The sequence below is a fragment of the Aquabacterium parvum genome, from assembly GCF_001447195.1.
Lineage (GTDB): Bacteria > Pseudomonadota > Gammaproteobacteria > Burkholderiales > Burkholderiaceae_C > Aquabacterium > Aquabacterium parvum.
Map to the genome: position 1 here is coordinate 25,754 of NZ_LFRI01000211.1, position 11,720 is coordinate 37,473.

Consider the following 11,720-nt stretch of genomic DNA (forward strand, 5'->3'; position numbering starts at 1 on the left):
CCTGCAGTGCTGCCCGCACTGCTGAGACCTGCGCTGCCTGTCTCACGACAGGTTGAACAGCCCGAGTCCTTCCGTGCTGCTGCCTGAGCCACTCGCCGTGGCTCAACACCAGCACGCCTGTCCTGTGGCGATTGACCTCGCCTGCAGTTCGGATCGAACACACAGTAAAGCGCAGACCTCCGTGGCCTCGCCTGCTGCTGTGTACCGACCCGCGTTCGCATCCCCATGAAGTCAAGCCCGATCGCCGGGCCCCTCGACTTCGTGGGATGTGAACCGTCTTTGCTGTGCTGGAGCCGCCTGGCCGCGCAGCACCCTTCGCAACCCTATGGGGAGTCCACTGCCTCCCCCTGGGAGTGGTGTGCCCTCTTCTTTTGGAGTTCACCCCATGCCCAATGAAGCATCCCGCGCTCGCCCTAAGCGTTCCTGTGTCGAGATTGAGGAGTCTCGCGCCTGGATGGGCTTTTACCGTCGAGTGGGTCAGGACCCCGTCATGGCCGCCGAAGTCATGGCCCAGTTGGAAGCTGATCCACTGATGAAGCGTAACCACCTGGCCCTGTACCTGTGCTGCAAGCAATCCTTGCGGACGCACAAAGCCACAGCCGCGCGCAACAGGCGCATCGGTCAGTTCGTGCGTTGGCTGTTCCATGGCGCTTTTGTTGCGCCAGCTTTGGCAATTCGACAGATGTTGCGCCAAGGCGGCGACATCGCCGTTGAATGCCTGCCACCCACGGCTACCGAACCGGCTGCGACCCAAGTCAAGCGCCTGAAGAAAGCGCCTGAGTTTGCCCAGGCTCAATCGTCTTTTGAAGCTCAAGCTCCTGCGCCCAAGGACACGCCATCCGCCACGTCGGGAGAGCCGTCAAAGTCCAATGCTGTGTCTCAGACAGCCTGATTCCCCGCACGTCAAGACCACCGCGTCTTGACCGTGCCGGGGCCAGCGCCCTGGCCCTGCCCAGATCGACCCACGCGCCTGCCCACCTGCTGGTGGTGCATGCCGCGTCCTCCCCCATTTCGCCCGCATCTGCCCGAGTGGCAGTGCGGCACACCCACGGAAGGAATTTCCCATGACCACTGCAACCGACGCCTTGTGCGCCATCGAGAAGCGTGCCCACCGGGCCATCGTGCAGGAACTGCGCTTGCTGATCAAGGAAGTGCAGGCCCTTCAGCCTGGCCTGGCAGGTGATGACAGCGCACATGCCCATGCACTGCTGCTGAAGCTGGAGCACCTGCGACAAAGCCAAGTGGTGGACAGCGTCTGCAATCAGCCCCCCATCCGGTTGGCCGCGCAAGGCTGATACCGACCTGATACCGACAAGACACCATCACAACGCGCCTGCGGGGCCACGGCCCGATCGGCGGTGCGTCCCCAGGCTTCCAAACAAGGAATCTTCATGACCACCGTCACACTCAACCTGGAGCAAAAACTCTATGTCATCACAGAGCGATCAGGCCACAGTTGCTTTGGCTTTGACAATGCTCGCGATCATGCCAACCAGATCGCACAGCAACTCGACCAAAGCCACCTGGCCTTTGCGCCAGGCGACTACGCCACGCTGGCGGGCTATCAGAAATACCTGATGGCCACAGCCGCATGGGGCCGCTCCCCACTGAGCCAACGCACCTACTTTGCGCCCGGGACCGATCCTAAAGCGGCCACGGCGCTGGAGTCTTATCGCCGAACTGGCGAGAAGATCCGCCTGATACTTGGCGACCTCGCCACGGGTGAACCGTGGCTTGATGAGCATGGCGTGGTCGGCCGCATTGGCCGATCTGGCGGCATGCTCAAAATCCCCCTGCTGGTCGAGCCTGGCGAGTCAGGCGGCGGCGCCATCTTGACCGACTGCATCCTGTGCCTGGTGGACTGGCAGACCGGCAACACACCGTATCCGCATCCAGCCTATCGAGAGGCCAACTTGAGCCTGTCGCCCAATGAATGCCCTGACCTGCCATGGGCCGTGAGGCGAGGCAGCGATGCCATCGCTTGTTTCGCGGACATCGGCAAGGCCGCTGCCTACCTGGCCTTCATGCGGGGCGCCACCATCGAGCCACGCGTCTTTACTTGATGAACCGCCAGGCGGCGTGCGGTTTGCTACGCCGCTGAACGGCATTGCTGGTACTCCCGATCGATCAGCCAATGCAAAAACTGGGTGTCCCTGGAGACGCCCCAATAGTGCGCCTTGCATTGCGCGACGTAGGCATCCAGGTCAGCCAGCGTGCGGATGCCGACAGGCTCCAGATCGGTGATCAGCTTGAAGCGCTCAGTCTCTCGCCGAGTGAGCCGGATGTGGGGGCCAAAACGGATCATGGTCGTGCTCGTTGCATGGGTTCGAGTCGCCATCTTGGCGAAATTTCAGGCCCGTGTCACGGCTTTGGCCACCCACTGAAACAAGATTTCTGTACTGAACTTCAGGTGATATTCAGCTGTCACCCAGGCGTGCACTCAACAATTACCCGTTTCCATGGTCCCTTGTCCATGGCATGCAGCGATCAAGGCTTGAACGCGTCGGACCATCAAGACACACTGCCCACCGCTACCTGCATTCCATCTCGGAATGCGCTCCGACCTTGAGTCGGCGTCGCAGTCGTCACCTGCCTCATTGACCGTGCTGGCCTGGCGTCAGCACATCCCGAGCGGGAACCTCCACCCCCTCGGGGCAGGACGTTCCCGCTTTTCCTTTTTTGTGAAGGAGAAATCCGTGAATGTCACCCACTTGTCCAGTGCCGAACTGGTCAGCGAGTTACTCGCCTTGCCTGTTCGCCAAGCCCCGCTCCCATTGCCCTGTGCCTGCGATGCAGCAGCAACGTACCAGGCCGTGGAGCACGCCCCCCCCGAGTTGGCTCACAAACTCAGCGTCGCACGCGAACTGCTGCTGCGCGACATGCGCGCCAAGATGCTGGAAGGCCCAGTCATGGCATCGCCCAAGGTTGTGAAAGACTGGCTGAGCATGTACTGCGCTGGTTTGGAGCACGAGGTATTCCTGGTGCTTTACCTCGATGCGCAGCAGGTTCTGATCGAGGCCGAAGAGATGTTCCGGGGAACATTGACCCAAACGTCTGTTTACCCTCGTGAGGTCGTCAAAAGCGCGCTGGCCCACAACGCGGCATCCGTTTTGTTGGCCCATAACCACCCGAGCGGTCAATTGTCGCCAAGCAGTGCAGACGAACTCTTGACCCAGACGCTGAAATCCTCTTTGATGATGGTGGACGTGCGCGTGCTCGACCATTTCGTCGTGGGAGGCGACCGCGTCCTGTCTTTTGCGGAACAGGGCTTGCTGTGAAGAGGCCGGCCTACCTGCCTCGCGTGGCACAGCCAAATTCTTGCCAAGAAGGAGTACGCCTTGGATAAGACCATCGTGACCAGGTTCTTGGAACTGGTTGAGCCTCTCGCCGCCTTGTCGATCAGCCACCTGACGGCCACCACACGCCAGAAACTGGCCAATGACGATTTGTCGGTCAATGTGTATCCGAACGACTATGGAGGTTTCGTCTACGTGGGCGCCCCGCCCTACACGGTGCCCGCTGAGACCGACATGGCCATGATCTTCGAAGCGGCCAGATTGGCTGGGATCGTCTGGCTCAAATTCGACAGCGATGCCGCCATCGTGGACGGCCTGCCGATCTTCGAAGAGACCGATCCCCTTTGACCCCCACCGGGCGTCGCGCCATCAGGCCGACGCCCATTTTTTTGCGCCATCCTCGGTCACCCCGTGATCGCGAATCGCATCCAGGTCGATCACGGCGTCGGCCATGGCGGTCAACTCCGGCGTTTGCGACACAAAAAACTCCCGCTGGTAGCCGCCCACGCGCAGCACCTCGCGCTTCATGGCCATGAACATGCGTTTGCGATCGGGGTCCAGCGCCCCATCGGCTTCGTCAGAAAACAAGGCGTCGTAGCGCCGACCTGCATGCTGCGCCAGGTACAGCGCCACCGCCCGCGTCAGGCACTCGTTGACCCACACGCGCTCCCCTCCGCTCATCAGCCCCAGGCTCTTGCTGTCCCCCGACTCGCCGTCATGCACGACGATGTCAAAGCCCTCGCGTTGCTCTCCCTTGCCTGTCTCCACCAGCGTGAGGATGGACACGGTGAAGCGTGGGCCATAACAGGCCAGCAGCAAGTCATTGGCCAAGCCAGACAAAGCCGGGCCGGCATCGTCAATGGCCAGGGCGATCAGGCCATCGTTGCTCATGCATCGGGCAAACAAGTTCCAACTTCCCAAGCTGTCCTCCGCTCGGGCCATGCGAGATTGCACCTGCACACGCCGCTCAGCCAGGGCCCGCGCCTGAGCCATCAATTCGATCCTGGACTGGGCATCGCGCTCGGCGGCCAAGTGGGCTTGCTCTGCGGTGGACAAGGCCAGGCGCGCTTGCGCCTCAGCCTGGGCGGCAGCGGCCAGCATCTGATGGTCAAAGGGCGTTGGCAAACCATGAAGCACCGCGTCCAGGCGATTGAGCGCCTCCCGGAAATGCTGCGCCTGTTGCACCAGGGCCTGCGCGATCCGCTGGCGCGTTGCCTCGATCTGTTGGCGCTCGGCCTGCTCTTCGGTCGCTTCGTAGTCTTGAGTCCGGCCAAGCTCGGCTGCCAATGAGGACAGTTCAAGCTCAATGGTCTGCAAGGCGGCGCGGGCTTGGGTGATCTGACCCGCCCTGGTCGCCAGCAGCGACAAGCGGGACACCCGTGTTCGAGCCATATCGACCAAGCGTTCGGCCCGAGCCAGCGCTTGCGGCGCCAGGGACAGTTCTTCGTACCGATGGCGGATCAGGGACAGTTCCTGTTCTGCCAGGGCCTTGTCCTGTGCCAGACGACCTATCTGGCCTTGTGCGCTGGGCATCAGGGTCTGGGCTTCATGCGCATCCCCCAGCAGCTTGCATTGCCCTTGCAGATCGGTGCCTGCACAAGGCACCTCACCGACCAGGCCAAAGCGGTGCGCCAACTCCTGGGCCTTCAAAGCCGCCCTGCCTGCCTCCAGTTCGATGCTGGCTAGCTTCTGCACTAGCAGTCGTTCCGTGGCCTGTGCATCCCTCATCGCCTGCACCTGCTGTCGGCACACAACGATCTCCTGTTGCCTGGCACTCAGCACCAGTTCAGCCAGAGGCAGGCGATGTTCCGCACGCTGGACAGCGCCAGCCTCTTCGAGCACGTTCAGGCACTGGCGACGTGACTGCATGACCGTGCTCTGCCGAGACTGCGCATGCGTGCGCCGACTGTTGATGCGTTGCGCCAAGCGCTCCAGGCCCTGCAAGGCATCCTGCTCTTGAGCCTTGAGCCCCTCGATGGCTCGCGTGCCGGCAACGATCAACGCCTTGCGCTCCTCAAGCAACTGCGCACGACGCGCCTCGGTGCTCTGTGACTGATCCCGTTCGGCCAGCAAGCGGGCATGACAAGCCCGATGCCCATCCAGTGCCTGCTGCGCTTGTTGTCGCGCAAGCAAGGCCTGCGCAACGCGGTCAGATGCACCTTGCAAGCGATGCAGCCCCGCATCCAGGCGAGCCTGCTCCGCATCCAGCCCGGCCGACTCCTGCCTGATGGCCGACAGCCCGGCCTTGATCAGTTTGGCGGTGTCATTGGCCTTTTGCCCCAACGCTCGGATTTCTTCCTGGCCGAGCAAGTCGGACAGCAAGCTCTTGATCTCGGCATTGCGGTAGGTGCTGAGCTGGCGCTTGCCCTGGGCCGAGAACGCCGAGGTAAAGAAGGTATCAGCGCTGCCACAAATAGCCTCAACACAGCGGGTGTAGGTCTCGACCTTGCCGTCGGACACCAGACCATCGTCGAGGCAGACGGGGCGCCATTGGCCCACATCACTGAGCGCATGCAAATAGGCCTCGGTCTTGCGGCGCCCGTTGAGCCGGATCACCACCTGGGATCGATAGCACCGGCCCTCATGTGCCCAGGTCAGATCCTTCTCGTTTTCCGGCAGACAGACATGGTCGTAGAAGGAAAAACCGCCGGGGCCGCTGAGAGCTGCGCGTGACGGCATCGTCAGATAGGGGTGCATGTTGTCCATCAACGTGGTCTTGCCCCGCCCGTTGGCCCCGGCAATGGCGACGAGTTCAGCGCCATCGGCCAGGCGCTCGAAATCCAGGGTCAACACATCTTGCCCCAGGCCATCACGGATGCCCCGAAAGCCTTTGAGGGTGAGTTTGAGTGGTTGCATGGCTTGCTCTAGCGGTATGCTGGAACCAGTTTCCGACGTGATGTTGCGTTGTCAACGTCAGCCTGTCAGTACGGTGAATGCCAGCACCGCAGCGACTGCTGCCGGTCAGCAACCTCGTTAGCTCAGTCGGCTCTTAACAAGCAGCAGACCCTCAATTTTTTTCGGAACGGCCTCCTCTACACTCGAATCAATGTGCGGCAAACAAGTCCTGTAGCAAGCACCCCAACCCGCCCATTGTTCCAAATACATGACATGCAAAAGATTGTTGAAACCCTAAGGGGCACCTTAGACAAAACCTTCCTGGCCAATCTAAGAAGCTACCTTGGAGGCCATGCAGGCGTTACGAGTTTCGCACTGATAAGCGACTACTGCGTTGAAGACAAGGATAAGCCAAATGATGTGATTGCCTTCACTCTCGCGCCTTTTGACGCAGCCTTGCCCCAATCTATGGCTGAATTGGATCGATTGATTCCCAAGGATATCAAGAAGACGGCTGAGATGAATGAGGGGGTCTTCAGAGCACTAAATGACCCCCGATTCTTTCACGTCGCGTTTATGCTTGAGGATATTTCCGGCTTCCTGCACTCAGAGCAATTGGATAGACAAACTGTGTTGCTTCAAAATATGCAACTCATAATAGGAATGCTTCAAGAGTGGTGTGACAATCAGCCGGAGGGGAAACAGAAATTCGAGGGGCAAATTAAACGATTTAAAATGGCTACTAGGGAGCTTGAGAGGCCAACGGCAAACATTAAACTGTTTTGTCGCATGACCCTGACCTGCATTCTCGCTGCAGTCCTTGCGTTTTATTTATCAAAGGAAACGATCTGCAAGTCAATTCTTTGGCTTGCGGATCGAGATAAAATCCACGATGCTTTCGCAAAGATTTATCTCGACATTTTCGAGATAAATCACTGGGGGCTGTGCCTCCAAGAGCTTCCAGAAGAGCGAATTCCTAAAATCGGATCGGCGGTTGATGAAGGGGCCAAGCGGAAGCTGTGGTTTGATGCACTCATCAGGTTGCCGGACTTTATCGCGGGCACGGTGGCATCTTGGAATATGGAAAAAAACTTGACCAGTCGCGAAAAGCATGCGAGGGTGCTCGAGCAGGTTGTCGCTGATAACCTGCATTGCAACCTGATTAAGGTTGAAATGCGCCGAGACGGTTGGTCATTCGGTATTCGACCAGTAGGGCGCGTTCAGCATTCCGACGCTGCTACGAAAGCTGTGCCAGCATCAAATTCTCCTCCATATAGTCAAAAAACGAGCAAAGTCTCGGGTAGCTAAGCCCAAAGACCACTTCGGGAGGGAGGGCCTCCAACGCTCGGCGAGCGGCTGCACCCAGCCTAACGCCGACCACCGTTCCTCAAGCGGCTCCTCTGTAGCGGTTGTAGCCGGTCAGGCACGCAAGCTGGATGACTGCAACCGGCCATTAGCTGACTCTGGCAGCATCTCCAAACCGGCTATTCAGATGACTGCACCACCCATACAGCGGCCCTTGATCCGGCATGAATCAAGTCGTTGATGCCGGATCAATAGTGCGGAACTCTTTTAATCGCGTGATCAGTGTTTGGACCGATTGGCCCACCGGATGGCCAGCAATACCGGGAGCGCGAGTGTGGCTGCCACAGCCTCGGTGACCGGATTGCCTGTGTCTACCGGTTGTCCGCGCAGTCGCGCCAACCAGGCATCCAGGCTGTTACCACTGAGATTGCCAATGTAGATGGCGTGGATGTAGGCCATGACTTCACGTTTTTGCGCAGGCGTAAAGACTTGCTCCAGAGATTTAACGGCTGCCGCAGAGGGCTGCCGCACAGTGTCTGCAAAGTGCTTGGCAAAAAGAATGGCCACCGCTTCTGGTGTCTCATGAACGTGAATGCCTTCGGATTCCAGAATGCTTTGAAGCTCAGTCAGATCGACCCCGTTTTCCAACGCCAATCCGGTGTGCAACCAACTGCAGTATCGACAGCCGTTGACGGATGTGACAGCCAGCATGACTTGCTCACGCAATGCCCGGGAAGTACGTGGCGCGATCAGCGCACGTATCAAGGTAGGCAGGCGGATGACAGCCGAAGACCAGCTGCGCACAAACAAGCCCGGCGTAAAGGTTCGTTTCGTAAAGCGAGCAGGCAAGGAGGATGCTGTTGCTGATGACATGGTCGATCTCACTTTCACTTGATGAAGAATGCGGGCAATCAGCCCTCCAGACAAATGCCTTGGGCAACGTGCTGCCCCCATGCGGCGATGGTCATGGACGGTGGTGTGCCAGGTGCCGCAGGCAAGGCACTGGCATCGGCCACATACAAGCCCGGCAAGCCGTGGACTTGGCCTTGCCCATTGACAACGCCGGCGCGAGCGGTCTGGCTCAGGCGCGCGCCGCCCAACGGGTGCACCGTGGCCGGCCATTGCGGGAACTGGTAAAGCGGCTTCCCGGATGCCTGGCCCAGTTGACGGTAGGCCTTGGCGATGTCACCCAGTATCGGGTTGGCCTCTCGGTCGTAGCGCAGTTGCAACCTGCCTTTGCGCCATACCGCTTGCCCATTGGCCCCATCGGCTCCCATGCCCACCAAAAGCAGGCTCTGTTTCAGCCGCTTTTTGGTTGAGGCCGGCAGCGGCAACTCGTCAACCCCGTTCAGTCCAAACGAGGTGAGGTAGCCCGGCGTGTCGCCTTCACGCAGGGCGAAGCGACCATGGCAAGGGGGCCCCAGGCTGTAGTCAGCATCTTCGTGCTGGCACGCCCACCATGCCGGTGAGTCACCATTGCCGCCGAGCCCTAAGCCCAAGCCCGGCAGCTCACCCAGTTGGCCGCGCGCGCGCGAGCTCAGCATCAGCCGCAAGGTGTTGAGGGTGCCTGCTGCGATGATGAGGCGCGGGGCCTGCAGATGGCGGTAGCGGCCCGCCTCGTCCCTGACCGTGACGCGCCAGCCCTTGGCGGCCGCCCCAATATCAAGTGCCTCGTGGCGGTCCAGCACCGTCAGCCCTTGCGCCGTGGCGGGCACGATCAAGCGCTCGTCCAGCGTGACCTTGTCGCCTTGCGCGCTACCAAAGAAGCTGTTGTTGCGGTAGTGACCAGACTCAAACCGATAGCCCATGGCCGGTTGGGCCAAATCTGGATCTGCCTTCAGCAGCGGATCGGCGGCCAAACGATCACCGGTGAAGTTGGGCATGCCTTCGCCTGGCTGGGGCACCTGTGAGCCCATCACCTTGAGCGCCTCGTCGTACCAAGGCGACATGACGTGCTCATCAACACCATCCACATGGCCAGTCCAATATGCCGGGTCGATCGGGCGCGTGTTCATGGCGGAGTACACATGGCTGCCCCCGCCCACACCGCTGCCGCACACCACGGTCAACTCCCCGCCGAGGTGGATGTCAAACAGGCCGTGCCGGTTCAAGCGCACGCCGCTGGCCTTCAAGAAGGGCGCATGAACCTCACGCACCAAATGACTGAACACGTGCCGGCCACGGGGCAAAGGACTGCGCTTCATCTGCACACCCAGGCGCTCAAGTGCTGCCGTTTGGCGCCATGGGCCGCGCTCGATCATGGTGACTTTGGCACCAGCGTTCACCAGCCTGTGTGCAGCAAATGAGCCACCAAAGCCACTGCCAATGATGATGACATCGCTGCGCATCAGTCACCCTTTCGCAAGGTGAAGTACAGAACGCGGTAAACGCCTGCGCGGGTCTTCCAGTTCATGCGGGCCAGCACCACGCCATCGCTCAGCTGGCGGGCTTCACCCCTGATCCGACGCAGCAGGGCCAGGTTCTCTGGCACGTCGTAGTTCAACAGCAGAGCAGGCAAGCCATCAACTTCACTGACCCCGTTGCTGACGGTGTATCGGCCAAACGCCAGACCTTTGATGCCGAACCAATGATTGGCGCCCACCCCGTTGTTGAAGGACTTGCCTCGCCATGGGTTGAGAATGGGGGCACCCATCAAGCGATAGAAGCCGGACGCCACGAACCTTGGCAGCACACCCAAACCCAAGATGGCAAACAGGCGGCCAGCGTAATGGCCTTGAACGCTCTTGGCCGAGACCGTGGGCAAGACAGTGAACAACTCATCGAGTTCTGACTGTCGTTGACTCAGCACCTCAGATGCTGTGTAGGTGCGTGGGTGAATGATGGCAGACATGAATGGTTCCTTCAGTAAGATGGAGCCATTGTCTGAATTCACTCAGTTCGCATCAAACGATCATTTATAAGGCCGGCATTAGCAAAACTGATGCTTCAAGCCTGATCATTGGATGCCAGCTGGGCACGGATCCAGGCCAGGAACCCCACCACACGGGGATCCGACCGCATCTCGGGCAGCATGACGGCATACACACTGTCTGCCAAAGGCCCATGCATCGGCCCAGCTAATTGAACCCGCCCACTCTTCACCAAGGGCTGCTCCAGTGGCATGACGGCCAGGCTCACACCAATGGTTTCTGCAGCTTCAATGGCCGATGGATAGTCATCGACGTGGAAGTCCGTCGTGGCGATTTCACGGTACACATTGGTGTGAGCCAGATACAGGGCCCAGGCATCAGGGCGTTCCGTCATGTGCACCAGCGGCGGATACTTCAGTGCTTCTGTGGATTGCTCGCTCAGGTTGTATTCATCGGCCAATGCCGGGCTGCAGATTGGTTGGATATAGAGGTCCAGCAGTTTTTCGTGGACACAGCCTGGCCAAGGCGGGCGGCCGTAGCGAAAGGCCAGATCAACCTGTCGCTGCTGTAAGTCCTGATATTGGAGCGTGCTGTCCAGGTGCAATTCGATGTCTGGATGCGCCTGCCTGAAAGACTTGAGCCTGGGCAGTACGATGCGGTTGGCCATCGGCGTGAGCATGGTCACACGCAGAACCTGATGTGCACGCCCACGCTCACAAACGTTGGCGGTGACCTCGTCGAGCGCCGACAGAAGCGGCCGGATCGCTGTGGCGTACTGCTTGCCGATCGAAGTCAACTGCAGGCTGCTGGGGTGGCGGTCAAATAGCGTGATACCCAGTTGCGATTCCAGAGTTTTGAGCTGCTGACTGACGGCCGAGGGCGTCAGGCACAGTTTGTCTGCTGCAAGCTTGACGCTTTCGAAGCGGGCAACCACTTCGAACACACGCAGCAGGTTGAGTGAATGAGGCAGAGGTCGACTCAAAACAAGGAATCGGTGAGGGAGGCGTCAAATGTGGCGAGCATCCATGCTGGGCCATTCTCTCAATGTTAACTGACATAAAAAAAGTGCTCCGGAAGTCCCGGCGAAATCTACGCTGACTTGAACGGCTGCTTGACCCGGCTTTGCACCCATTCATGACGACGAGGCCGAGCGACTCCATAGGGTCGAAAGCGGCCGGCCAACGGGTTCAGGTTGTACGACCGTAACCAGCCTTGACCTGCCGCTCAGGTTGGTGGGCACAACGACTCTTCATGGCTGATCCGTGTTGGTCGATGGCAGGGCCTGTCAGAAATTTTGTGTTCGGGGCATAGCATGACGACCAGGAGCATGTATGCCAAGCAAACCGAAGGCGGCCAAGCCTGTGCTGCCGACCATTCCCCAAGAGATTTTGGACCAGTTCGCCAATGGGCCGAT

General features: G+C 59.7%; 12 protein-coding genes. 6 read left to right on the forward strand and 6 right to left on the reverse strand.

Annotated elements, in window-relative coordinates:
- The first annotated feature begins 490 nt into the window (after positions 1-490).
- The 3 genes from ABG80_RS07685 (at position 491) to ABG80_RS07695 (ending at position 2,063) form a co-directional block, all read left to right on the forward strand.
- A complete protein-coding gene (locus tag ABG80_RS07685) occupies positions 491-892 on the forward strand; it encodes a hypothetical protein (RefSeq protein WP_235513781.1) in 402 nt (133 codons plus the stop codon).
- A gap of 172 nt (positions 893-1,064) precedes the next feature.
- A complete protein-coding gene (locus ABG80_RS07690; protein ID WP_083505915.1) occupies positions 1,065-1,295 on the forward strand; it encodes a hypothetical protein in 231 nt (76 codons plus the stop codon).
- Between the two features lie 96 nt (positions 1,296-1,391).
- On the forward strand, positions 1,392-2,063 hold the full coding sequence (locus ABG80_RS07695) for a hypothetical protein (protein ID WP_058087151.1): 672 nt from the start codon (positions 1,392-1,394) through the stop codon (positions 2,061-2,063).
- 26 nt (positions 2,064-2,089) lie between these two features.
- On the opposite strand, the gene ABG80_RS07700 is transcribed toward ABG80_RS07695, so the two are convergent.
- Positions 2,090-2,305, reverse strand: a complete 216-nt coding sequence (locus ABG80_RS07700; protein ID WP_058087152.1) for a hypothetical protein — start codon at positions 2,303-2,305, stop codon at positions 2,090-2,092.
- Between the two features lie 391 nt (positions 2,306-2,696).
- Between ABG80_RS07700 and ABG80_RS07705 the strand changes: the two genes are divergently transcribed.
- Positions 2,697-3,278, forward strand: a complete 582-nt coding sequence (locus tag ABG80_RS07705) for a JAB domain-containing protein (protein WP_058087162.1) — start codon at positions 2,697-2,699, stop codon at positions 3,276-3,278.
- 60 nt (positions 3,279-3,338) lie between these two features.
- Positions 3,339-3,644: a DUF5983 family protein gene (locus tag ABG80_RS07710; protein ID WP_058087153.1), complete on the forward strand. Its 306-nt coding sequence runs from the start codon at positions 3,339-3,341 to the stop codon at positions 3,642-3,644.
- A gap of 21 nt (positions 3,645-3,665) precedes the next feature.
- Here ABG80_RS07710 and ABG80_RS07715 read toward each other — a convergent pair whose 3' ends face one another.
- Positions 3,666-6,152 (reverse strand): AAA family ATPase, encoded by a 2,487-nt coding sequence (locus ABG80_RS07715; protein ID WP_058087154.1) that lies wholly within the window; start codon positions 6,150-6,152, stop codon positions 3,666-3,668.
- Between the two features lie 252 nt (positions 6,153-6,404).
- Between ABG80_RS07715 and ABG80_RS07720 the strand changes: the two genes are divergently transcribed.
- Positions 6,405-7,439 carry a hypothetical protein gene (locus tag ABG80_RS07720; protein WP_058087155.1) on the forward strand — a complete coding sequence of 345 codons (1,035 nt, stop codon included), beginning with the start codon at positions 6,405-6,407 and terminating at the stop codon, positions 7,437-7,439.
- A 276-nt stretch (positions 7,440-7,715) separates the two neighbouring features.
- On the opposite strand, the gene ABG80_RS21325 is transcribed toward ABG80_RS07720, so the two are convergent.
- From ABG80_RS21325 to ABG80_RS07740, 4 genes are all read right to left on the reverse strand, one after another.
- Positions 7,716-8,309 (reverse strand): carboxymuconolactone decarboxylase family protein, encoded by a 594-nt coding sequence (locus tag ABG80_RS21325; protein WP_160322488.1) that lies wholly within the window; start codon positions 8,307-8,309, stop codon positions 7,716-7,718.
- Between the two features lie 38 nt (positions 8,310-8,347).
- Positions 8,348-9,784: a GMC oxidoreductase gene (locus ABG80_RS07730; protein WP_058087157.1), complete on the reverse strand. Its 1,437-nt coding sequence runs from the start codon at positions 9,782-9,784 to the stop codon at positions 8,348-8,350.
- A complete protein-coding gene (locus ABG80_RS07735) occupies positions 9,784-10,287 on the reverse strand; it encodes a hypothetical protein (protein WP_058087158.1) in 504 nt (167 codons plus the stop codon). The genes ABG80_RS07730 and ABG80_RS07735 overlap by 1 nt, the downstream gene beginning before the upstream one ends.
- Positions 10,288-10,382: 95 nt before the next feature.
- Positions 10,383-11,288: a LysR substrate-binding domain-containing protein gene (locus tag ABG80_RS07740; RefSeq protein WP_083505918.1), complete on the reverse strand. Its 906-nt coding sequence runs from the start codon at positions 11,286-11,288 to the stop codon at positions 10,383-10,385.
- Positions 11,289-11,720: the final 432 nt, after the last annotated feature.